Here is a 23657-nt window from a genome sequence, read left to right as displayed (position 1 = left end):
GCAAGCCGGCAGCTTCCACGGCCGACGCGCAAGGCGCACCGGCGTTTCAGCGGATATTTTCGAGAGGCGGCATTGTCGCATGGCGGCACGGGCAAAACGGCGGCCGCCAGGCAAATTCAACTCGCGTCGTCCTCGCGGAACTCGCGCACCACGTCGAGTTGCCGCAAACGCTCGCAGATCGCCTGATATTCGGGCGCCGATGCGCGGGACAACTCCACGCGCACCTCGTCCAGATCGGCCGAATCGTCGCTTTGCTGCACGACGAACTGCTTCACGCGCACGCTGCCGGGCCCGAGCGCCTCGTGCAGCGCGTGAAAGCTGAGCGCACCGCGATCGACGAGCATCGTCAGTTGCCGGCGTTGCTTCACGTTGATGAAGCGGCGCTCGAGCGGCTTGATCCCCGCGAGGATGATGAGGATGATGGCCGTCGCCGCGATCGACGCCGTGTAGAGGCCGCCGCCAACCGCAAGCCCGATCGCCGCCACGGACCACAGGCTCGCGGCCGTCGTGAGCCCGCGGACGATTTCGCCGCGCAGCAGGATCGATCCCGCGCCGAGGAAGCCGATGCCGGACACGACCTGCGCCGCGACCCGCGACGGATCGAGGACGACGTGACTGGCCGTCAGCGCATCGGCGAAGCCGAACGCCGATACGATCATGAAGAGCGCCGAGCCGACGCACACGAGCATGTGCGTGCGCAACCCCGCCGCCCACGCGAGCCGCTCGCGCTCGAAGCCGATCACGCTGCCGAGCGCCGCGGCCATGACGAGCCGCGAAACGAGTTCGATATTTCCCAACATGTTTTGCGCCCTCCTCGCCGTAGAAAGCCCGAAAACGCGGCGCGCGCCGGGCCGGTTTTGCTATTCTTTCCCGTTGCGTGCGCCTCCCACGGCAACGCGCTTTCCGGACCTAATCAGAGTCTTCGTATGCAGGATCAGCAACCATCCACTTCATCGCCGGTGCAATCGACAAGCCCGGATTCCGCCGCGCCGTTGCGCGCGCATTACGAGAACATCGTGCTGCCCGTATGGCGCGGGCCGGGGTTCAATGCGGCGCTCGGGCTGGCGTACGAAGCCGTCGCGCCCGGCGATCACGCGCCGTTGCAGCCGAAGCGTTATCGCGCGATGGCCTGCGCCCGGCAACTGTTCGTGTTCTCCGAAGCCGGCGACCTCGCGCATGCCGCGACGCTCTTCGAATCGCTGCGGCACTATTTTCAGGACAGAAAAAACGGGGGATGGTTCTATAGCGTGGATGCGAGCGGTGCGCCGCTCGAGCGTCAGAAGGATCTCTACACGCACGCGTTCGTGGTGTTCGCGTGCGCGCACTACGCGAAGAAGAGCGGCTCGGCTGAAGCGTTTGCACTGCTCGATGAAACGTCGCGGGTCATCGAGACGCGCTTTTCGAGCGGCGGCGATCTGTTGAACGCGGCGCTCGCAGAGGACTTCGGCACGACGCTCGAAACCCCGCTGCAAAATCCGCTGATGCATCTCGCCGAAGCGTGGCTCGCCGCGCGCGAGGCGACGGGCGCCGCCGCCTACGACAAGCGTCTCGCGCAGCTCGCGCGATCCGTCGCGGATGCGTTCGTGCACGAGCCGAGCGGCTCGATCGCCGAGTTGCCGATGGGCGCCGCGGGCAACCGGCTGGAGCCGGGCCATCAGTTCGAGTGGTACTTCCTGGCGCTCGGCAGCGGGCACGCCGCGTTCGAAGCGGCAGGCCTCAACGAAAGACTCGTGCGCGCCTTCGACTTCGCGCAGCAACACGGGGTCGACGAGGAAACCGGCGGTGTGTACGCCGCCGTCGACGAAAGCGGCCGCGTGATCGATGGCACGCAACGCATCTGGGCGCAGACGGAATATCTGCGCGCGCTGGCTACGCGGGGCGACGCCGTCGGGCCGCAGATCGAGCGTTTCAGCGCGCGCTTTCTGCATGGCACCGGCTGGGTCGAATGCCGCTCGGCGCAAGGAGAAATCACCCGCGCCGAGATGCCGTCGACGACACCGTATCACCTCGCGACGTCATACGCGGCGTTGCCTCTCTGATTCATTTGATGCTGGCTGCTTCTTACCGCTGCATCGCGATGCTTCTATTACTGCGCTTTCAGATGAATCGCGTGGCGCGCAGATTCCACGAATCGGTTAATGGCTTCATTAATCTCGCTGACCTCGCGAGGATCCATCGGCTCGCCCATCGCGCGTCGAAAGTAGCGCGCGGCATGGCTATTCTCGTGATAGTGCATGCGCACCCGCTTAGGTCCCAAAATTCGAAAACACCCGAAGATGTCATTTATCGCGTTAGCCAACGCAGCATCTTCGCCGCCATATTGACGAAACACGTCGTCGAGCGGAAATCCACCTAGCGAAGCAAAAATCGAACGCTTGATAATCAGGCTGCTCGCTACCGTCTCGCTCATCATGTTGGCATGACGTGCGAAGTCGGGCGAGTTGAGAATTTCTCGCGGAAAGGTGGAGAAATCGACGTCCAGGCGCGCTGCAAATCGCAGCGGATTTCCGGCCAAGTAGGAAGTCGCGACTGACAGCGCACCCGGAAGATATTCGTCATCGGCATCTAAAAATGCCAGAAGCGGAGCCTCTGCGCGACTCGCTCCGTAGTTTCGTGCTTTTGCGGGGCCGGCGTTCTCAGACATCCGCAATAATTGGACTCGTCGGTCTTTGAGCGCAAAGTACTCGACGACAGAAGCTGACCTGTCTTGCGAAGCGTCATCCACGACGATAATTTGCGCCGCTTCAGGCTGAGCAATACAACTATCCAATGCGCGGGCCAAAGTCCGCGCTGCATTAAAGCACGGAATGACGATTGAGACGTTAGGCATTCTAGGCAACATGACTTATCTATAAAGAGCTTTGACAATACGGTCGCATTTATTACGACGGCATATCAAGGGCGCGACAAAGCGTTAAAGCGTTTAGTCTTTGCCGCAGAGAGAGTCAATGTTTGCATCGAATGTAATATCGGTCAACGAGTTGCGCACGAATTACATGAAATTCAACGTTTCATCAAGGCTATTCCCGCGCAGCGGCTCATGATGCGGGCTTATCGTGACGAATTATCGATTCGGAAATGTCGCTTTATCCCTTTCGAATGGGCATAGGAAGGGCGCACGCGGCCGCGACGTCGCCGACGTGCGCGTCAGGTTACCGACTCGAGCCGGGGATTATTCGAAGTGGCGTGACGGCGTGGAGGAGACGACGCACCGTGTTCAAGCGAGTTTCGATGAAAAGGGCTGGCCCGCGCTTTCTGCATGGCACCGGCCGGGTCGAATGCCGCTCGGCGCAAGCGAAATCACCCGCGCCGAGATGCCGTCGACCACGCCGTATCACCTCGCGACGTCGTACGCGGCGCTGTCTCTCTGAGCGAAAGCAGACTCAGGCGAGCTGAAACACCGAAACCGCCGCTTTCAGTTGCCGCGTCTGCTCGTGCAGTGACGACGCGGCAGCCGCGGCCTCTTCGACGAGCGCCGCGTTCTGCTGCGTCATCTCGTCCATCTGCGTGACGGCCTGATTCACCTGCTCGATGCCCACGCTCTGCTCCAGCGACGACGCGCTGATCTCCGCCATCATCTGCGTGACGCGCGAGATCGACGCCGACACATCGCGCATCGCCGTGCCTGCGCGCTCGACGAGCACGGAGCCGTCGCTCACCTGCGCGACCGATTCGCCGATCAGTTCCTTGATCTCCTTCGCCGATTGCGCCGAGCGCTGCGCCAGCCCGCGCACCTCGCCCGCCACGACCGCGAAGCCGCGCCCTTGCTCGCCCGCGCGCGCCGCCTCGACCGCCGCGTTCAGTGCGAGGATGTTGGTCTGGAACGCGATGCCGTCGATGACCGAGATGATCTCCGCGATTTTGTCCGAACTCGCCGCGATGCCGCGCATCTTCTCGACGACGTCATCGACCACACTGGAGCCGCGTGAGGTCGCGTCGAGCGCCTGACCCGCGAGCGTGTTTGCCTCGCGCGCGTGCTCGGCGTTCTGACGCACCGTCGCGGTCAGCTCTTCCATGCTCGATGCGGTTTCTTCCAGCGACGCCGCCTGATTCTCCGTGCGCGCGGACAGATCGGCGTTGCCGCTGGCGATTTCGTCGGCGCCGAAGTTGATCGAATCCGACGTCTCGCGCACCGTCTTCACGGTGCCCGCGACGCTCGCCTGCATCGTCGCGAGTCCGGCGAACAGACGGCCGATTTCGTTCGTGCCGCGGTCTTCGATGCGCTCATCGAGACGCCCGTTCGCGATGCGCTCGAAATGACGCCCCGCTTCCTCCAGCGGCTCGATCACGCCGCGGCGCAGCGCGACATGCGTGAGCGCCACGCCCGCGACGAGTGCCACGAAAATCGCGATGCCCACCGCGCGGAACCACGCGTAGCGCGTGTCGATCGACGAGAGATAGCCGCGGCCGGCTTCATCGCCGAAATCGACGAACTTCTGCTGCTCGGCGAGATAGCGGTCCTGAAAACCCTGCGTCGGCTGATCCAGAAACGCCTGAATATTGCCCGCATCGAGATACTGGACAAGCTCCGAGAGCGCCTTTGCATACTCGGCGTACCTCGCCTGCAGCGCGGTCATGCGCGCCGTGTTTTCGTCGCCGGTTTTGGGCGCGTTCAGGAACGCGGTGAACGACTTGTCCGCCGCCGCGATCTGCTCGCGCGCGTGCTGGACGATTTCCGTCGGCTCCGTGCCGCCGCGCACCATGCGCGTGCCCGCGCGGGAAAGGTTGATGCGCGCGTCCATCAGATGCTGCGTGGTCTTGTTGACCGCGTTGACCTGCGCGAGCGCGATGTCCGACAGGCTGCCGACATCGTCGTGCGTGCGCGACAGCGACCAGAATCCGAGCCCTTCGGTCACCACTTGAAAGAGACAAAACACCACCAGAACCGCGAGCAAACCCGATGAAACCTTGATTTTTCCGAACATCACAGACACCCACACTTCCGAAAATAGGCCCGCCCTATGCGGGGACACTGCGGGTTTACGGCAGTGGGGCACCAAAGCTTGAATCGTTTGCCTCGACGGTTGGTCTACGCGAATGCAGGGAATGCGCGGCGTCGGCGAATCGTCGTCGAAGACACGCGCGTGCCGCCCGAAACGCACCATTGCACAATTTTTGCGTGACTTCCTTGCAGTGCGCGCGAACGCTTCCTATTGTCTTTGCAGGACGGCACCGAACCCACCCAAGGAGTGTCCGAATGGCCGAAATCGTCGATATCGCGCGTGGTGCGCTCAATGCGCAGCCGTTCAGCGCCTTGCTCGGAACCAAACTGATGCAGGTCGATTCAGCGAGTCTCACGCTGTGCCTGACCATCAGGGACGAGTTGAGGCAGCAACACGGTTTCGTGCACGGCGGGGTCGTGAGCTATCTCGTCGACAACGCGCTGACTTTCGCGGGCGCGCTGCGGCTCGGGCCGAAGGTCGTCACCGGGGAATACAAGATCAACTATCTGCGTCCGGCCGTCTCCGGCACGTTGATGGCGCGGGCGCGCGTCGTGCACGCCGGCATGACGCAGGCGACCTGCCAGTGCGATGTGTTCGTCACCGACGGCGGCGCCGAACAGCTCGTCGCGGTCGCGCAGGGCACGATCACGCGGATTGCGGAAAGCACCGCTGCGCAGCCGGTTTTTCATGCTTGAGAGTTGGCATGCGCCATCGCGGGTGCACCTCAACTACTTCTGGTGTCATCGTGCAGGGAATGCAGATTCCAGACTTTCCCGATGAGCCATTGGAACAGCGAGTGATCCTTCTCCTGCTCGGCGGGCATCGCAGTCGTGAGCTTGCCGAGCTTGTCCTGCCGATACGCCAATAGCTCGCACATCTGCTTCGCGACATCGGGATGGTCCTTGAGGAACGAAGTCATATCGTCCTTGACGAGCTGAAACAGCACCGACGGCGTCAGCGTCGTGATGGACACCTGCATCGCGAGCCCGGCAAGCAGGCCCGCTTCGCCGAACGCTTCTCCCGGTCCAATGCGAGAAATTTCGCGTGTGCTGCCCGACTCGATAATCGAGACCGACAGCACGCCGGAATGCACGATCGACAGGCTGTCGGGTACCGTGTCGGGCGCCAGAACCTGATGACCCGGCTGATATTCGTGTCGGGAGAGACGCTTCGCGAGCCTCGTCACGTCCTCGCCGGACAGGCTGTCGAACAAGCTCACGCGCTTTAGCAGCGCTTCTTTTTCATCGCGCGAGGTGAGCATCGTCGCCGGCACGCCGAGCGCGCGCAAGCCGACGCCCGCCGCCGCCAGATGGCGGTAACAGAGATCGAACAGCTCGTTGGATACGGCGAGTTTCTTGTTCATATCGTCCACGAAAGCGACGACTTCGTACTGCACCGAGTTGGCCGTGGTGCGCTTCATGCGCGCGAACGGAGCCGGCGTCGACAGGATGACGTTGCAGCCCGTGAGCGCACGCCCCAGTGCATCCAGTACGGTCTTCGGCCGCGCCTCGGGTTCGATCTCGAGCATGAGCGACAGCCCGTGGACGTCCCCCGGTCTGCTGTTGTTGACGATCTTCGCCTTCGCCGCGACGGCGTTCGGCACGATGAGCGTGTTGCCCTGTCCGGTCAGCAAGTGCGTCGCGCGCCAGTTCATCTCGACGACCTTGCCCTCGACGTCATCGATCGTCACCCAGTCGCCTATCGCATACGGCTCGGTCGTGTTGATGACGATGCCGGCGAAAACGTCGCTGAGCGTGCTCTGGATGGCGAGGCCCAGCACGATGGCGAGCGCGCCCGACGTCGCGACGAGTCCGCGCACGGGCAGTTCGAGCACGAAACCGAGCGCCGCCACTGCCGCCGCGAGAAAAACGACGGCGCCGAATACGTCGGAGAACAGGCGCTGCTTTCTCCACGCACGCGGAAGCAACAGCGTGTCCAGCGAGAGGGTGAGCAGACGCGCACCCATCAACCACCAGATGATTTCGAGGATCTGCCCGAGCCAGTGCAGCTCGACGACGTCGTTGTAAGGGGCTTGCGTGAACGGACTCAGCCCCGAGGAAAAGAGCACCGCGCTCAACGCGAACAAGAGTCCGAGCCGTATGAAGAGCCGCGCGAGGTCGTTGCCGGGCAGCTTCGCGCGCCACACGACCAGATCCACGGCAACGATACCGAAGCCCAGAATCAGCGGGTATTTCACGGCGGCTCCTCTCGAGGAACGACTACGAGAGAATACACATTTGTAGCAACGCCGCGCTGGCCACGGCGTGCGCGCAAAGCGTGATTCAATCGATCGATGCGTCGCAGGTCCGTTCGAAAGACGAGGCCTTGTCAGATCGCTCGAGGGCTGCGAGCCGTTGCAGCGTCACGAGGCCGAGCAGCGCGAGCACGAGTCCCAGCGTGAAGTCGGCGTGGACGCCCGCGCGGTCGACGATCGTGCCGCCCACCGCCGAACCTGCCGCAATCGCAACCTGGATGATGCTGACGAACATGGCGGAACCCGCTTCCGGCAAGTCCGCCGTCCCGCGCTGAATCCAGACGCTGAAGCAAAGCGGCAGCGCTCCGAACGCAATGCCCCACAGCAGCATCCCGGCCGTCTCGCCGATCGTCGAATGTTCGAGCAACAGCATCGACGACATGGCGGCCAGCAGCAGCAGGATCATCATGGCGACGGATTTCTTGAGGTGGTCCGAGACCATCATCGACATCGATGCATTGGAGAAGAAGCCGACGAGCCCGAATCCAAAGAGCAGCAGCGTGATCGCGCTTAGCGAAAAGTCCTGTTCGAGCAACGGCGCGATGTAGGTATACGTCGAGAAATGGGCTCCGAAGACGAGCGCGACCATCAACAGGCTCATGCGCGTATGAGACCGGCCCAGCAGCGTCCTGAAACTTGCCATGCGCAGCGCCGATGCCGACGGCAGCGAGGGCACGAGAAACGCCTGCGCGACGAGCGCCAGCGCCACCAATCCGGCCGTGGCGGCAAAGGACAGACGCCATGACGCGAACGATGCGATGAACGTTCCGAGCGGCACACCGATGACGGTTGCGAAGGTCACGCCGGTCAGAATGGTGGCTGTCGCTTTCGCTGCATCCTTTGCCTGCACGAGTCGCGGCGCGGCGGCGGTAGCGAGCGTCCAGAAGCCGCCCAGCGCGGCGCCGAGCAGGGCTCGCCCGACGAGCATGACAGGGAAACTGGCTGCGACCGCGCACACGGCGTTGGCGATCAGCAGCACGGCGGTCAGGAGCAGGAAAACGTAACGGCGGTCCATGCGGCCTGCACTGACGATGAGCGTCGGAGCGAAGATCGCGGCCATGACGCCGGGCGTCGTGACCATGAGACCCGCGACGCCCGTCGACACGCCGAGGTCTTGTGCGATCTGCGGCAGCAATCCGACAGGCAGGAATTCCGCTGTCACGAACGCGAACGCGCTCACCGCTACCGCGATGACCGAAAGCCATTGACGCACGGACGTAGAATCTCCTCCCGACGACGCTGGCATTGCTGGTGTATCGATTTGCATGATGGCACTGATGCTGGATTGAGGCCTGACACTCTAGGCCCCGATCCGCATGGGAAAAAGCGCCGCGCATTGAACAGAGTTGCCGGCGTGGCCGAACAATGGCGGCTCTGCGCCAAAGAAAAAGCCCGCACGCGTGTCAAGCGGCGGGCTTCCCCAAAATCTGCAATGTCTTGCGCTGTTTATTGCGCGGCGACGGTCTTCTGTTGCTGCTCACCCAGGCCTTGGATGCCGAGACGCATCGTCTGCCCCGCTTTCAGATAGACGGCGTTCGGCTTCACGCCCATGCCGACGCCCGGCGGCGTGCCCGTCGAAATGACATCGCCCGGCTGCAGGCTCATCACCTTCGACAGATACGCGACCAGTTGCGCGACGGTGAAGACCATCGTCTTCGTGTTGCCGTTCTGATAGCGATGGCCGTCGACTTCGAGCCAGAGATCGAGCTTCTGCGGATCGGCGACTTCGTCCTTCGTGACGAGCCACGGACCGATCGGGCCGAACGTGTCGAAGCCCTTGCCCTTGTCCCATTGCGTTCCGTGCTCGAGCTGCCACTCGCGCTCGGAGACGTCGTTGATGACGCAATAGCCCGCGACGTAATCGAGCGCGTTGGCTTCATCGATGTACTTGGCTTCCTTGCCGATCACGACGCCCAGCTCGACTTCCCAGTCGGTCTTGACCGAATTGCGCGGGATTTCGACTTCGTCGTTCGGGCCGCAGATCGCGCTCGTCCACTTGTTGAAGATGACAGGCTCGGTCGGCACCGGAAGATTCGATTCCGCAGCGTGATCGGCATAGTTCAGCCCGATGCACACCATCTTGCCGACGCGCCCAACACACGGCCCGATGCGCGGCGTGCCATCGACCACGGGCAGCGTCGCCACATCGACGGCGCGCAGTCTCGCCAGGCCCGCCTCGGTCAGCGTCGCGCCGGCGATGTCATCGACGACCTTCGACAGGTCGCGAATCTTGCCCTCGGCGTCGAGCAGACCCGGTTTTTCCTGACCCTTGGGGCCGTAACGAAGCAGCTTCATCTGGTTTGATCTCCTGGTTCCGAAAAAAGTTGAGCGGTTGATCAGTTGGACCAGCCGCCATCGATTATATGAATCTGGCCGGTCGTGAACGACGATTCGTCCGAGCCGAGATAGAGCGCGAGCGCGGCGATCTCTTCGGCGCGGCCGACGCGGCCCATCGGCTGGCGCGCGACGAACGCCGCCTGGATCTGCTCGACGGTCGCGCCCTGCGCCTGCGCCTGCTCGGCGATGCGATCCTTCAGCGACGGCGATTCCACCGTGCCGGGACAGATCGCGTTGCAGCGGATGCCGCGCGTGACGAAGTCGGCGGCGACGGACTTCGTGAGACCGATCACGGCCGCCTTCGACGCGCCATACACGAAGCGATTCGGCACGCCCTTCACGCTCGACGCCGCCGACGACATGTTGATGATCGAGCCTCCGCCCTTCTCCAGCATCTTCGGCAGGAACGCGCGGATCGTCCGATACATCGCCTTGGCGTTCAGGTCGAAGGCGAAATCCCAGTCTTCCTCGCTCGCTTCGAGCACCGAGCCGGCATGCACGAAACCCGCGCAGTTGAAGAGCACGTCGATCGGGCCGATTTCGTCAGCGAGCGCGTTGATCGCCTGCGCGTCGCGCACGTCGAGGCGTTTGACCTCGAACGGCTTGCCTTCGAGCGATTCCGTGCGGATGTCGGTTGCGATCACGCGCGCGCATTCCTTCACGAACAGCTCGGCCGTCGCGAGCCCGATGCCCTGTCCGGCCGCCGTGATGAGCGCCGTCTTGCCTGCCAGTCTTTGTACCATCTACTGCTCCAGTCGAATGTGTTTTTGAGACATGCCGGGTATTTCGGCCGATTCAGAGCCGATAGAACTGGCGGGCATTGCCGCCGAAAATCGCGTCCTGATCTGCTTTTTCGAGATATGCGGTGAGTTTTTGGGCCGTCGCGTGCCAGTCGCGGTAATTTCCGTTCAGGTTCAGCACCGGCCAGTCGCTGCCCCACATCAGACGCTGCGGTCCGAAATGTTCGAGAAGATGCGCGACGTAAGGTTCTAAGGTTTCGTCGATCCAGTTTTCCTTCGATTCCGTCGCCAGACCGGAAAGTTTGCAAAGTAGTCTTTGGGGCAATGCGGCGAGTTGCGCGATGCCATCGGCCCACGGTTGCCAGCCTTTCTCGATGCCATCGCGGATCGGCGGCTTTGCGCCATGATCGATGACGATTCTGAGCTTCGGGTAACGCCCGGCGAACTTCACGATCGACGGAACGTGCCGCGCGAAGATCAGCGCGTCGAAGGCGAGATCGAGATCGATCAGGCGTTCGATGGCTTCCTCACGCGGCGCATGTTCGATCCACGTATCGTCGGGCAAATCCTGAAGCATTGGGCGCACGGCCTTGAACTTCGGCTCGTGCGCGAACTCCTCGATGATCGATACGGCATCGATTGAGTCCAGCGGCACCCAGCCGACGACGCCTGCGATCGAATCGTCGCAGCGCGCGAGATCGAGTAAGTAGCGCGTTTCTTCGACGGTCGGCGCAGCTTGAACGACGACCGTGCGTTTGATGTTCGTCGCTTCACGCAGAGGCGCGAGATCGGCCGGACCGAATACGCGATACAACGGCTTCAGTTCCGGCGTGAGCCAACCGTAATCGCCGCGAGCCGGGTCCCAGTAATGTTGATGCGCATCGATGTGCGGTTGCGTATTCATCGCGGCACTGGCGCGTTTGCGTGAAGCAAACCTTCGGCGCGCAACGCGTCCCACAGCGCCGAAGGAACCGGCGTCGCGAACGATGCCGCGTTCTCGCGCACTTCATCGGGCGTGCGCGCGCCCATCAGCACCGTGGCCACAACTTTATGCGCATAAGGAAACTGGATGGCCGCCGTCGACAGTGCGACGCCATGCTCGCGGCACACGCGCTCCAGTTTGCCGACGCGCTCGACGATCGCTTTCGGCGCGTCGCCGTAGTTGAACTTGAGGTCGCCATGCGCGTTCGCATCGAGACCCCGCGCGAGAATGCCGGAGTTGAACGCGCCACCGAGCAGAATGCTCACGCCGCGCTTTTCGCATTCGGGCAACAGATCGTCGAGCGTGTTTTGTTCGAGCAGCGTGTAGCGGCCGGCCAGCAACGCGCAGTCGATGTCGAATTCCGCCATCGCTTCCATGACCGCCGCGCCTTCGTTCACGCCGAGCCCGACCGCCTTCACGCCGCGCGAATTCTTCAATTCGTCGAGCGCGCGAAAACCGCCTTCATCGACGAGTTGTTTCCAGTAGTGCGCGTTCATCTCGCCATGCGTGACGCGGCCGATATCGTGGATCAGCACGATATCGATATCGGTCATGCCGAGGCGCATCTGGCTGTCCTCGAACGAGCGCAGGATGCCGTCGTAGGTGTAGTCGTAGATCGCCTGAAACGGCAGCGGCGCGGCCCAGCCCTCGCTGCCGTCATAAGGCGTCGTGCGTGGAACGAAGCGCCGGCCCACTTTGGTCGACAGCACGAAGTCGCCGCGCGGATAACGCCGCAGCGCATCGCCGAGCCGATGCTCCGCCTTCGTGTGGCCGTAGTGCGGCGCGGTATCGAAGAAACGGATGCCCGCCTGCCAGGCGGCATCGACGGTCGCGCGCGCCTCGTCTTCCGACAATTCGTGATACAGCCCACCGAGCGGCGCCGTGCCGAGCGACAGCGCCGTGACATCGAGCGCGGTGCGGCCAATCCTGCGCCGGCGTGAAACTGCCTCTTGCGCTTCTGCGGTCATCTGCAAGCCCCGAGTGATTTCGAGATGGCGGAAGTCAAGCCGCCACAGTAACGCGTACCGCGCCGCCCGGCAAACACGCCGGACCGACAGGCTCGAAGGTTTTGTAAGTCAGGATGAATTCCTGATGCCCGAGCGATTCGGACTTCGACGCCGCGCCCGCCGCCACCGCCAACGTCACATCGACGATTTCGCGGCCCACTTCGTCGAGCGTCGCGCGGCCTTCGAGGATGCGGCCGGCGTCGACGTCCATGTCGCCGGACAAATTGCGATACGTCGACGGATTCGCGCAGACCTTGATGACCGGCGATATCGCCGAGCCGACCACCGACCCACGCCCGGTCGTGAACAGAATCACGTGACAGCCGCACGCGATCAGCTCGCCGATCTCCGCGTTGTCGCTGATGTTCGGAAAGCCGAAGCGCGGTTCGCCATCGGGGACGACATCGAGCAGATAGAGGCCGCCGGTCGGCGGCACGTCGCCCGGCTTGATGATGCCGACGATCGGCGAAGCCCCGCTCTTCGAATACGCGCCGAGAGATTTCTCTTCCTGCGTCGTCAGCCCGCCGTCCGCGTTGCCGACGGAGAACGAGCCGTGGCCCATCGTCGTGTAATAGCGCGCGGCTTTTTGCACGCATTCGACGATGGCGTCGCCGAGCTCGGGCCGCGCCGCGCGCCGCTTCATATGGAACTCGCAGCCGACGAGCTCGCCCGTTTCCTCGAAGATGCAGGACGCGCCCGCATCGATGAACGCGTCGAACGCGCGGCCCACCGCCGGATTCGCCGTGATGCCGCTCGTGCCGTCGGAGCCGCCGCAGATCGTGCCGACGATGAGCTCGTCGAGCGCCATCGGCACTTTCTGTTGCGCGGCAAGCGTGGCGCGCGCGTCGCGCACCCAGTCGAGCCCGTTCTGGATCGTGCTGCGCGTGCCGCCTTTCTCCTGAATCGTCAGCACCGCGGCGGGACGGCCGCTCGCGCGCACGACATCGGCGAGATAGTGCTTGTTCATGCTCTCGCAGCCGAGCGACACGAACAGCACCGCGCCGACATTCGGATGCGTGCAGATGCGCTCCAGCATCTTTTCGGCGTAGCTGTTCGGATAGCAACCCGGAAACCCGATCAGATGCACGGGAGGTTCGTCGTCGCGTGCGGCGGAATCGAAGTCATCGAACGAAGGACGAAACTGCGCGACGATCTCGCGCGCGACGTGATGCGCGCATTCGACGAGATACGCCACCGCGACGACATTGCGGATGCCTTTCCGGCCATCCGCGCGGAGATAGCCTTGCAGTGCGGAAGTGTTCATGGAAGTGTTCAGTGCTGCACGTAGGCGTGTCCGGCGTCGTGCGTGTAAGTGGGAATGTAGTCGCTGTCCAGATTGTGCGTATGCAGATGCTCGCCGCGTGCGACATCGACATTCACATGACCGATGATCGCGCCGTAGCGCAGCACCTTTTCATCCTTCGACAACGGGCGCCGCGCGATCTTGTGCGCCAGGTCGATGGTCGTCGCGAGCGTGACGGCCTCGCCTTCGATCATCAGCGTTTCGCCCGCCGGCAAACGCGCGGCGGCGATCAGGCAGTTGTCGTCCGGGCTCAGCAGAATGAGCCGCGGGTCGGTGTTTCCTTGCATGTGTGTCTCTCAGTTTTGCGCTTCGCCACCCGCGAGCCGCGCCACCATCAGCGAGCCGAGAATGATCGCGCCGTAGATCGCCTGAATCCAGAACGACGGAACTTGCGCAAGTGTCAGCAGGTTTTGCACGACGCCCAGCAGCAAAACGCCGGACAGTGCGCCGAGCATCGTGCCCTTGCCGCCGTCGAGCGAGATGCCGCCGATCACGGCTGCGGCGAACACCGTGAAAATCATGCCGTTGCCCTGGTTGGCGTTGATCGCGCCGACGTAGCCCGTGACGATCAATCCGCCGATCGACGCGAGCACGCTGCCCAGCACGAACACGCCCCACGTGATGCGTTCGACGCGGATGCCCGCAGCGCGCGCCGCTTCCGGATTGCCGCCGATCGCATAGAGCGCGCGGCCGAGGCGGTGATAGCGCAGCATGAACGCCGCGCACGCGAACGCCGCCGCCGCGAGCCAGACGGAGAGCGGCAGGCCGAGCACGAGCGTCGTCGCGAGCGTGAAGAAGGACGGCGGCATGTCGAACAGCGTGCCGCCCTTCGTCGCGCCGACCAGCATGCCGCGCAGCACGATCAGCATCGCGAGCGTGACGATGAACGCGTTGAGCCGCAGCCGCACGACCAGAAAGCCGTTGACGAAACCGACCAGCGCGCCCACGACGACGATCGCCGCGAGCCCGCCCGCCGCGGGCCATTCGAGACCGAAGCCCGACGACGCCGCGGGCATCACGAGCATTGCGCCGACGGCGGGCGCGATGCCGACCGTCGATTCCAGCGACAGGTCGAATTTGCCCGTCAGCACGATCAGCGATTCGGCGAGCACGACGAGCGCGAGCGCCGCCGACGCGCCGAGAATGCTGATCAGGTTCGCCTGCGTCAGAAAGCTCGGGCTGACGAACGCGCCGATCGCGAGCAGCAACGCAAGCGCCGGCACGAGCGCGAGATCGCGAAAGCGCGCAAGCTCGATGCGCGGGCGCGGCCGTTGCATCGGCACGCCGGCCATCGCCGGACTGGAAACGTCATGCTTCATGGAGACTCACTCCTTCGACGGATGCGATGAGTTCATGGTCCTGCCATCCGGCAGGGAATTCGGCGACGATCGCGCCGCGGAACATCACGAGCACGCGGTCACAGGTGCGCAGGTCGTCGAGTTCGCCGGAGACGACGAGCACAGCCTTGCCTTCCTCGCGCACGCGTTCGACGACGCCGAGCAGCGCTTCTTTCGATTTCACGTCGACGCCGGCGGTCGGATCGATGAGCACGAGCACGTTCGGGTCAGTGGCGAGTGCGCGCGCCATCACGACCTTTTGCTGATTGCCGCCCGACAGGCCTGACACTTCGTGATCGGGCCCAGGTGTCTTGATACCGAGCGCGGCGATCATGCGGCGTCCGAACGCGTTTTTCTTCGCGGGCGATGCGATTCCGAAGCGGCCGAGCGTGCGCGCGATCGTCATCGATGCGTTTTCCGCGACGGACTGCGACAGCACCAGACCTTCGCGATGCCGGTCCTTCGGCACGCAGCCGACGCCGCTCGCGAGCGCGGCGGGCACGTCGCCGGGCGGAAGCGCACGGTCATCGACCCGGATCGTGCCGCGCTTCTGCGCCTTCAATCCGGCGATGGCTTCCGCGACGCTCGTGCGGCCGCTCGTCGTCGCGCCCGTCAGGCCGATGACTTCGCCGCGCCGCACCTGGAAGCTGACGTCGGCGTAGTCGTCGCCGGAGAGGGAATCGACCTGCAATGCGATCGATGCATCGGCGGGTAAAGGCGCACGCGCGGCGGCATCCGCGACGGCGAGACCGCCCTGCTCCCCCGTCATCGCTTCGATCAGCTTGTCGCGCGGCAAAGCCGACACCGGCGCGCTGACGATATGGCGTGCATCGCGCAGCACGGTCACTGCCTGACAGATTTCGTACACTTCCTGCAGGTGATGGGAAATGAACAGGAAAGTGACGCCTTCTGTCTGTAACTCTTCGATACGCCTGAAGAGACGCTTGATCTCCTCTCCGTCCAACTGTGCAGTCGGTTCGTCGAGGATGATGAAACGCGCGCCATATGACAGCGCCCGCGCGATTTCCACGAGCTGCCGCGCCTCGACCGTCAGATCGCCGGCGCGCGCGTCCTCAGGCACGTCGATCTTCCAGTGATCGAGCAGCGAGCGGGCGTCACGGCGCATCGCGCGCCAGTCGATCACGCCGCCGCGCCGATGCTGCCGGTTGATGAAGAGGTTCTCGGCGACCGACAACTCGCGGATGATCGTCGAATGCTGATAGACGCACGCTACGCGCTCGCGCCACGCGTCGCGGTCAGCGAGCGGCGGCGCCGGCTCGCCGCCGAAGCGGATTTCACCGGCGTCGGGTTTGCGCAAGCCGGTGATCATCGACACGAGCGTCGACTTGCCTGCGCCGTTGCGCCCGACGAGCGCGTGAGACTCGCCGGGCAACACGCGCATCGTGACGTCGGCGAGCGCGGCGGTCGAACCGTAGCGCTTCGTCAGGCCGAGCGCTTCCACAACGGGCGCACTCATTTGATCGCTCATTTGACCGTGTTGCCCCAGAGGGACTTGTCGTCGACGTTGGTCTTCGTCACCAGCGGCGCGGGCAACTGATCCTCGAGAATGCCGGGCGCGCGCTGGACGATGGTGCTGCCATGATCGGTCGGACCGGGCTTGAAGGTCTGTCCGGCGAGCGCCGCCTTGATATAGAAGAGGCCGTACTTCGCGTAGAGATCGGCGGGCTGGGAAATGGTCGCATCGATCTCGCCGCGGCGGATCGCATCAAATTCCTGCGGAATGCCGTCATTGCTGACGATCACGATGTGCTTCGGATCGCCCGCCTTGAAGAGCAGTTGCTTGCGGCGCAGCGTCTGAAGCGTCGGCGACAGATAAACGCCGCCCGCCTGCATGTAGATCGCCTTCACATCGGGATTCGCGGTCAGCAGACTGTCGAGCGCGGTCGCGGCGGCGTCGCCCTTCCACGCGGCGGGAATCTCCAGCAGGCTCAGCGACGGATATTTCTTCAGGCACTCGCGAAACGCCTCGGACCGGTCGCGTCCATTCACCGACGCCAGATCGCCCATGATCTGCACGACCTTTCCCGACTTCACGTGCTCGCCGATGTACTCGCACGACTTCGTGCCGTATGCGCGGTTGTCGGCTCGCACGACCATCGCGACCTTGCCCTGCGTCGGGGCGACATCGACGGCGACGACCGGCACGCTCTTCGCCGACGATGCGTCCAGCGCACGGCTGATCGCCGCCGAATCCAGCGGCCCGACCAGGATGCCCTTCGCGCCGAGGTTCAGCAGATTGTTCATGTCGGTGATCTGCTGCGCGGGATCGCCGTTCGAGTTGACGGGCGCGAGGATGTCGAGCCCCATGTCCTTCGCGTATTTCGGCAGGTAGTTGTTGTACGACTGCCAGAACGGCGATGTGAGCATCGGCAAGCCGAGCCCGACTTTGCCGCTGTCGGCGGCGTTGGCGAGGCCGATCGTCCCGACTGCGGCGAGGGTGACGGCGAGCGTCTTCGTGAATTTCATGCGTTGTCTCCTGATACGTGCGTTCTTTCGTGACTGCAACGTGGGTACTGCGGAAACTGTCGATGCATATATTCATCAGTGAACGTATTATTCATATACGCACAAATCGAAGTCAAGAACGATGATGGGCAACGACGATCGGTAATTTCCCTAGCCGGTTTTTCGCCGACGACGTCCGCGCTCCCTGACGAAAGGCTTAAACTCGGCGCCAATTCATGAATCGACCCAGACTGCATATGGACGTTGACGACAACGATGCCGACCGTTACCGCGCACCCGCGCTCGACAAGGGGCTCGATATCCTCGAATTGCTGTCCGAGCAGAAATCGGGGCTCACGCGCGCGGAAATAACGAAGATGCTGGGGCGCAACGCGAGCGAGATGTATCGGATGCTGGAGCGGCTCGTCGCGCGGCAATATGTGGTGCGTTCGCCCGAAGGCGACCGCTATTCGTTGAGCCTCAAGCTCTATGCGCTCGCGCATCGTCATCCGCCGATGAATCGGCTGATTGCCGAGGCGCTGCCCGTGATGCAGCGTTTCGCCGACGCAGCCGAGCAGTCGGTGCATCTCGCCGTCTACGATCGCGGCAATCTGCTGGTCATCGCGCAGGTGGATGGGCCCGGAACGTGGGGCATTTCGGTGCGGCTCGGTTCGCGCGTCGGACTGATCGACACCGGTTCGGGCCGTGTGGTGCTCGCCTTCCAGACGAACGAACAGCGCGAACACATGCTCGCCGAACATACGAAGGTCAAGGGCGAACTTGCGCTCGATCGCGCGGTGCTCGATGCCGACTACCGGCAAATTTGCGAAATCGGCTATTCGAAGAAGGACAGTCAGCAGACCTTCGGTGTGACGGACGTGACCTTTCCGCTGCTCGGGCCGTCTGGACAGGCGATCGCCGCCCTCACCTGCCCTTACATGCGTCGCATCGATGAATACGTGGCGCCGTCCATCGAAGACGTCACCGCGTTACTGAAGGACGCGGCCGCATCGCTTTCGATGATGCACGACTGACCGTCAGTCTCTTCGCGCGTTAGAATGGCGGCCCTCTCAAAATGGCGGCGGGCTTCGATAGCGTGCCGCCGTTTCCATTCCGACGCATAACAGACGCATTCCCCGATGGCGAAACTCCTTTCCGATTCCGAATTCCTCCGCTTCACCGAACTACAGCAAAAGCAGGCGAACTTCACGATCACGTCCGACGAAGCCGATGAACTGCGCGAGATCGTCGCACACGCGCAGAAGAAGCGCGACGATCGTGCGGCCGCGATGCAGGCAATCGAAGCGTATATCGCGCAGTTCGACATCACGCCGGACGAACTTTTCTCGGCCGAGCAGATCGGCGACGCCGCCCGCACCTTCGGCCTCATTCCCGCTGCGAAGAAAGAACGCACGCTGCCGCCGCAACTGACGCACAACGGCAAGCCGTATCAGTGGACTTCGCGTGCGCTGCCCGAGGAGATTCGCGTGCCGCTGTTCGAAGCGTTCACGTCGGGGCAATCGGTGAAACCGTTCATCGCGACATTGAAGGACACGTCGCGCTGCGCATTGACGATCGCGCGGCTCGAGAAGGAAACGGGAAATACGTACGCCGAAGCATTGCTCGATGAACTCTCGCTTTCGCGCGTTCACGTCGATGAAGCGCTTGGCAAGCTGGCAGCGTGAGTCAGTGAGGGGCTGCGCCTGGCTTTATGCGCATAAAGTCGAGGTGCGGCCATCGCCGATCTGCATGCCGCATCAATCGCCGCTCGCGCCCCTCGAAGTAGGCGACGGCGTTTCACACAATCGCAATCTGAAGCCGACGACGCCCGGGTCTTCGGTCTTCGTCAGTTCGAAGCCCATGTTGCGCGCGAGCGCGATCATGCCGGCGTTCTCGCGCAGCGCTTCGCCGATCATCCAGCGCGTACCGCGGTTTTTCGCATATTCGATGGTGCGCGACAGCAGTAGCTTTCCCAATCCCTTTCCCTTCATATCCGAACGCGCGGCCACGGCGAATTCGGCGGTTTCGTTGTCCGGATCGGCGATAGCGCGAGCGACACCGAGCGTCTCACTCATGCCTTCGCCATTCGCCCGCGTGACGATCAGCGCCATCTCGCGGTCATAGTCGATCTGCGTCATCCGGGCGAGTTGCGAATGATCGAAGCTGCGCACGGCGCCGAAGAAGCGCAGGCGCAAGTCTTCGGCGGTATTCGCGGCGACAAACGCGGCATGCGCTTCTTCATCCTCTGGGCGAATCGGCCGCACGGTCACGCGCATACCTCGCCAGTCGAGCGTCTCTTCCAGACAGCGCGGATACGGCACGATCGCAAGCGGCTTACGATGTGCGCCCAGCGTGAGCTGCGGCTCGTGAACGGCGACCGAATCGCGCGTCACCCGAAGGACGAGCCGCAACGCAACGATTTCTTCGATATAGCAAACGAGTTGCGACAGCGACGTCAACGAATTGAGCAGCGTGTCCGCGGGCAATTCGCGCGACCGAGGCGAACGCTTGACGAGATCGCGCGCGAGCACGGGATTGAGCGGCGGCAAGGCGAACTCGTGGAGCGCGTCCGCCAGACCGAGTGCACCTTCGGCCTTGAATTCGAACACCGGGCCGAATACGCGGTGGTTGAGCATCCGCGCCTGAATCTCGACGGCATCGCTCGTCAGCGAATCCGGTGGCCCCGGCTTCACCGTGATGCCGAAGCGGGCGAGCACACGCGCCGCACGTTCACCATTCAGTTCGGCGATTCCGCTCGCGAGTGCGCTTCGAATGTCGCGTTGTGCGGCATCGATGTCGTCTGGGATATCGGCTGGCAGGCCGTCGGGCGTTTGCATCAACAATTCGCGGCCTTGCCGGAAATCGACGAGTCGCGCGAATCCACGTGCGAGCCGATGCGGCGTCGTATGCACCGGAATGCCGTTCGCGTGCAATTCGTCGCGCGTCGCGGCATCGACGCAGCCAAAGAAACACGCCAGCAATCCGCGGTAGGCATGGCGCCGCTCGGCAATCAGCGTGCGCGCGACGTCCGCAACGGGCGCGCTGTGCGTCGGCGCATGCACGACGAACACGGTGCCGGTCTCGCGATGCAACGCTAGCGCTTCCAGAGCGGCGCCAAAATCGGCGGGAGTGGCCGCGTCGCCGAGCAGAAGCGGATTTCCCGCGCGAGCGCGAGGCAGCGCGGCCGCTATCGCATCGCGCGCAGCAGTGGGCCATTGCGCGAGGTCGTCGCCCGCAGCGCCGAACGCATCCTGCGCGAGCGCTGCGACGCCGCGGTCGCTCGTGACGACGGTCGCGACGTCGCTCGCCGCGACGCGGCCGATGCCGAGCGTTTCGATTTCGTCGAGCAAGTCGTCGAGTGAATCGACGCGCACGAGTCCGGCACGACGGAAAGCAGCGCCGTAGAGTCGATCGAACGGATCGTCTCGGCCGGTGCGAAGCACGAGCACCGGTTTGTTTCGCGCAGCGGCGCGCGCGGCAGACATGAATTTGCGCGCAGATCGCACGGTTTCGATCGCGAGCAGAATCGCCCGCGTCGACGCATCGCTCGCCAGGAAATCGAGGAGATCGCCGGAATCGACGTCGGCTTCATCGCCAAGGGCGACGATTCGCGAGAAGCCGAGGCCGCGCGCACGCGCCCAGCCCAACACGCCGTTGGTCAATGCGTTCGATCCGGATACCCATGCGACTCCGCCCGATTTGACGTTGCAGGCAGGCGCGCCGAGACAGGCGCCGATCGCGGGTGTCACCACGCCGATACTGGCAGGTCCGACGATGCGCACGAGGAAGGGGCGGGCGGCGGCAAGCGTGCGGATAGTCCACTCGTCTGCTCCGGCAGCGGAGCCATGCAGATCGTCCTGTCGCGATATCGATGACGCACTTCGCTGTATCGCCTCACCCACGATCACGACCGCTTTCGTTCCGCGACGCCCCAATCGTTCGATGAGATCCGGCCACGTATGCGGTCGCGTGCAGAGCACGGCGACGTTCGGGGCTTCGGGCAGCGCATCGATGTCGGCGTACACGAGTTCGCCGCCTAGCGATCCGTATTTTGGGTTGACGGGCCAAAGCGATCCTGAGAAGCCGGCGCATGCAGCGCGCGCCCATACCATTTCACCGACGCTGCCCGGGCGCGATGAGGCTCCGATGATCGCGATGGATTTAGGGGCGAACAGAATGTCCAGGTTGCGAACGGTCATAGCGGCTCCGGCACAGGGACGATTAGACAGGGGCTAGGATAGGCGATTTCGTTTAGCGGGTGATGATGGGCGACGTCATATGCGCTTGTCAGACGATCCTCATCGACCGTCCTCGGCGATCGGAAGCACCCGCGACTTTATGCGCATAAAGCTCCGATCGATCTCGCGCCGACGCATCGCATGAAGCCCTGGGCGCAGTGCATCGGACTTTATGCGCATAAAGCTAGGCCGAATGGCTAACGCGCGTCATATCTTGTCGAATTTCACTGGAAAAATGATTACGCCAATGTAGAATTCAACGAACTTAAAAATTCGGAGCGGAACGTGGCGGCGGAAATCATAGCGATCACGCAGCAAAAGGGCGGGGTCGGCAAAAGCACGATCGCAATGCACCTCGGTGCGGCCCTGCACGAAAAGAAGAAGCGCGTTCTCGTAGTCGACGCTGATGGGCAGAACACGCTGATCCATTGGTCGAGCGCCGCATCGGATGGCGCGAGTGGAATACCCTTTCCCGTGGTCAATCTTTCTGAAGCGGGCGGGCAGATCCATCGTGAGATCAAGAAGTTCGTCAACGACTACGAGTTCATCGTGGTGGATTGCCCGCCGTCGATCACCGAGAAGGTATCGGGTGTCGTACTGCTCGCGGCGAGTGTCGCGGTGATTCCCACGTCATCGTCGCCGGCGGACTATTGGTCGAGTGTCGGTCTCGTCAAGCTCGTTCAGCAAGCGCAAGTCATGAACGAAGACCTGCGCGCCGTCTTCCTTCTGAACAAGACGGAAGAGAAGCGCATGCTCACGCGCGAACTCAAGGTCGCGCTCGAGGAGCTCGGTTTTCCCCTGCTCAAAACGCAAATTCCCACACGCGAGTGCTACAAGCAGGCGATGGCGCTCGGACAAACCGTTCTGCAAATGAGTGACCGCGGATCGCGCCTCGGTGCTGCGGAGATCCGCGCCGTGGCTGACGAAATCCTCGACATGCTCTCCTGACTTTATGCGCATAAAGGACCCTGAATGAAACCGTCCCAGTTTGCAAAGGGCTTCAAGGCCCGCCCCGACTCGACGAGCAGCGAAAAGCGCACGGCACTCGATCGCCTGAACGCCATCGACGGCATCGTTGACCTTCAGCACGTAGGGCAGGCCGCAAACGGCCGGTCGAGCGCATTTGTCGCCGAGGAACCCGGCGATATCGCTACCGGCGTCGAGTCCGAGGACTATCGGGCATGGCGACGCGCGAATCGCTATACGACGGGACAAGTGATCGAACTGCCATTGAAGTCGATCAAGACCAGTCCGTTCAACCCGCGTCATTTCTATCTCAAGTCCTCGATCGCGGAATTGGCCGTCAACCTGGCAAAGCAAGGGCAGCAACAGGCAATTCACGTCATCCCCGATTATGAGAATCCGGGAACGTTCTTCGTCAGCGATGGCGGTCGGCGCGTGCGGGCGCTTAAAGAAGCCAACAAGGAAGCCGTCAAGGCTGTGGTCGTTGATCTGCCGATCGGCATTCAGAGCTACAAGCTGGGCTACGATCTGAACGTTCAACGCGACTCGCAGACGGTGTTCGACAACGCTGTGGTCTGGCGGCGCTTCCTCGACGAGGCGCATTTTCAGAGCCAGCGCGAACTCGCGGATCATCTGGGCCTCGACGAATCGACGATCGCCGTGGCGTTGTCCATCGCGAAGCTTCCTGAAAACGTGATGCATGAGATGGTCGCGCGGCCCGACCGTTTCGGATCGAACATGGCCTATCAGATCGCCCGATACCACGCCGCTCGCGGCAGCGACTCCACGCTGCGTCTCATCAACAAGATCACATCGGACGACCTGAGCACGCGCCAGGTCGCCGATATCGTCAAGGGACGCGCGAGCCCTCAGGACACACCGAAGACGCCGAGTCGCCAGCGCTATGCGCAGCGCCTCGAGATCGAGCTCGATGGCGTCGCGGTCGGTGATCTGAAGTCATATGGGGAAGACCGCCTCGAACTGCGCTTGCGCGGGTTATCGCGTGAACGGCGTGACGAGCTGCTGCATCAGATCGAGTCGATGCTTCAGCCTGTCGAGACGAAGAAGTGAAGTGATGCATGGCCAC

The 23657-nt window shown here is 63.1% G+C and carries 22 protein-coding genes and 1 pseudogene; 7 read left to right on the top strand and 16 right to left on the bottom strand.

Translation table 11 applies throughout. From position 1 onward, the window contains the following. Positions 1-116: 116 nt before the first annotated feature. The gene (locus AWB74_RS15735; protein ID WP_061147667.1) at positions 117-800 is read right to left on the bottom strand and encodes an MgtC/SapB family protein; all 684 of its coding nucleotides are present in this window, start codon (positions 798-800) and stop codon (positions 117-119) included. A 126-nt stretch (positions 801-926) separates the two neighbouring features. Between AWB74_RS15735 and AWB74_RS15730 the strand changes: the two genes are divergently transcribed. Next, positions 927-2039 carry an AGE family epimerase/isomerase gene (locus AWB74_RS15730; RefSeq protein ID WP_061147666.1) on the top strand — a complete coding sequence of 371 codons (1113 nt, stop codon included), beginning with the start codon at positions 927-929 and terminating at the stop codon, positions 2037-2039. 47 nt (positions 2040-2086) lie between these two features. Here AWB74_RS15730 and AWB74_RS15725 read toward each other — a convergent pair whose 3' ends face one another. Beyond that, a complete protein-coding gene (locus AWB74_RS15725; protein WP_061147725.1) occupies positions 2087-2830 on the bottom strand; it encodes a glycosyltransferase family 2 protein in 744 nt (247 codons plus the stop codon). A 413-nt stretch (positions 2831-3243) separates the two neighbouring features. Here AWB74_RS15725 and AWB74_RS48590 point away from each other — a divergent pair. After that, positions 3244-3371: pseudogene (locus AWB74_RS48590) on the top strand (AGE family epimerase/isomerase); the annotation flags it as partial. 12 nt (positions 3372-3383) lie between these two features. On the opposite strand, the gene AWB74_RS15720 reads toward AWB74_RS48590, so the two are convergent. Further along, on the bottom strand, positions 3384-4925 hold the full coding sequence (locus tag AWB74_RS15720; protein ID WP_061147665.1) for a methyl-accepting chemotaxis protein: 1542 nt from the start codon (positions 4923-4925) through the stop codon (positions 3384-3386). Positions 4926-5197: 272 nt separating this feature from the next. Here AWB74_RS15720 and AWB74_RS15715 point away from each other — a divergent pair, with 272 nt between their 5' ends. Then, positions 5198-5638, top strand: a complete 441-nt coding sequence (locus tag AWB74_RS15715) for a PaaI family thioesterase (protein ID WP_061126290.1) — start codon at positions 5198-5200, stop codon at positions 5636-5638. Between the two features lie 29 nt (positions 5639-5667). Here the strand turns inward: AWB74_RS15715 and AWB74_RS15710 are convergent, their stop codons facing one another. The 11 genes from AWB74_RS15710 to AWB74_RS15660 all read right to left on the bottom strand — a co-directional run bounded on the left by AWB74_RS15710 (position 5668) and on the right by AWB74_RS15660 (position 17390). Beyond that, positions 5668-7140: a mechanosensitive ion channel family protein gene (locus AWB74_RS15710; protein WP_061147664.1), complete on the bottom strand. Its 1473-nt coding sequence runs from the start codon at positions 7138-7140 to the stop codon at positions 5668-5670. 85 nt (positions 7141-7225) lie between these two features. Further along, positions 7226-8464, bottom strand: coding sequence for an MFS transporter (locus AWB74_RS15705; RefSeq protein ID WP_061147663.1), 1239 nt, complete (start codon positions 8462-8464; stop codon positions 7226-7228). A 179-nt stretch (positions 8465-8643) separates the two neighbouring features. Then, complete coding sequence (locus AWB74_RS15700; RefSeq protein WP_061147662.1) at positions 8644-9492, bottom strand: ureidoglycolate lyase; 849 nt, start codon at positions 9490-9492, stop codon at positions 8644-8646. Positions 9493-9533: 41 nt separating this feature from the next. Then, a complete protein-coding gene (locus tag AWB74_RS15695) occupies positions 9534-10277 on the bottom strand; it encodes an SDR family oxidoreductase (protein WP_061147661.1) in 744 nt (247 codons plus the stop codon). A gap of 52 nt (positions 10278-10329) precedes the next feature. Next, positions 10330-11178 carry an amidohydrolase family protein gene (locus AWB74_RS15690; protein ID WP_061147660.1) on the bottom strand — a complete coding sequence of 283 codons (849 nt, stop codon included), beginning with the start codon at positions 11176-11178 and terminating at the stop codon, positions 10330-10332. Next, positions 11175-12224, bottom strand: a complete 1050-nt coding sequence (locus tag AWB74_RS15685; RefSeq protein ID WP_061147659.1) for an aldo/keto reductase — start codon at positions 12222-12224, stop codon at positions 11175-11177. Before AWB74_RS15685 ends, AWB74_RS15690 begins: the two co-directional genes overlap by 4 nt. Positions 12225-12258: 34 nt before the next feature. Continuing rightward, on the bottom strand, positions 12259-13527 hold the full coding sequence (locus AWB74_RS15680) for a UxaA family hydrolase (RefSeq protein ID WP_061147658.1): 1269 nt from the start codon (positions 13525-13527) through the stop codon (positions 12259-12261). Positions 13528-13535: 8 nt separating this feature from the next. Next, positions 13536-13853, bottom strand: coding sequence for a UxaA family hydrolase (locus tag AWB74_RS15675; protein WP_061147657.1), 318 nt, complete (start codon positions 13851-13853; stop codon positions 13536-13538). A 9-nt stretch (positions 13854-13862) separates the two neighbouring features. Next, entirely contained in the window at positions 13863-14885 is a 1023-nt protein-coding gene (locus AWB74_RS15670) for an ABC transporter permease (protein ID WP_061147656.1), read from the bottom strand. Further along, positions 14875-16380, bottom strand: coding sequence for a sugar ABC transporter ATP-binding protein (locus tag AWB74_RS15665; RefSeq protein ID WP_407642445.1), 1506 nt, complete (start codon positions 16378-16380; stop codon positions 14875-14877). Before AWB74_RS15665 ends, AWB74_RS15670 begins: the two co-directional genes overlap by 11 nt. An 8-nt stretch (positions 16381-16388) precedes the next feature. Then, entirely contained in the window at positions 16389-17390 is a 1002-nt protein-coding gene (locus tag AWB74_RS15660; RefSeq protein ID WP_061147654.1) for a sugar ABC transporter substrate-binding protein, read from the bottom strand. A 236-nt stretch (positions 17391-17626) separates the two neighbouring features. Between AWB74_RS15660 and AWB74_RS15655 the strand changes: the two genes are divergently transcribed. Beyond that, positions 17627-18403 (top strand): IclR family transcriptional regulator, encoded by a 777-nt coding sequence (locus AWB74_RS15655; RefSeq protein WP_061147653.1) that lies wholly within the window; start codon positions 17627-17629, stop codon positions 18401-18403. 105 nt (positions 18404-18508) lie between these two features. Continuing rightward, positions 18509-19054, top strand: coding sequence for a hypothetical protein (locus AWB74_RS15650; RefSeq protein ID WP_061147652.1), 546 nt, complete (start codon positions 18509-18511; stop codon positions 19052-19054). Positions 19055-19126: 72 nt separating this feature from the next. Here the strand turns inward: AWB74_RS15650 and AWB74_RS15645 are convergent, their stop codons facing one another. Next, positions 19127-21568, bottom strand: coding sequence for a bifunctional acetate--CoA ligase family protein/GNAT family N-acetyltransferase (locus AWB74_RS15645; RefSeq protein ID WP_061147651.1), 2442 nt, complete (start codon positions 21566-21568; stop codon positions 19127-19129). Between the two features lie 246 nt (positions 21569-21814). Beyond that, positions 21815-22036, bottom strand: a complete 222-nt coding sequence (locus AWB74_RS47275; RefSeq protein ID WP_235024592.1) for a hypothetical protein — start codon at positions 22034-22036, stop codon at positions 21815-21817. On the opposite strand from AWB74_RS47275, the gene AWB74_RS15640 reads away from it, so the two are divergent. Further along, positions 21956-22555: an AAA family ATPase gene (locus AWB74_RS15640; RefSeq protein WP_235024591.1), complete on the top strand. Its 600-nt coding sequence runs from the start codon at positions 21956-21958 to the stop codon at positions 22553-22555. The genes AWB74_RS47275 and AWB74_RS15640 overlap by 81 nt on opposite strands. A gap of 24 nt (positions 22556-22579) precedes the next feature. Beyond that, positions 22580-23641: a ParB/RepB/Spo0J family partition protein gene (locus AWB74_RS15635; RefSeq protein WP_061147649.1), complete on the top strand. Its 1062-nt coding sequence runs from the start codon at positions 22580-22582 to the stop codon at positions 23639-23641. Positions 23642-23657: the final 16 nt, after the last annotated feature.

The organism is Caballeronia arvi (assembly GCF_001544695.2).
Lineage (GTDB): Bacteria > Pseudomonadota > Gammaproteobacteria > Burkholderiales > Burkholderiaceae > Caballeronia > Caballeronia arvi.
This window is presented reverse-complemented; position numbering and strand designations above follow the sequence as displayed.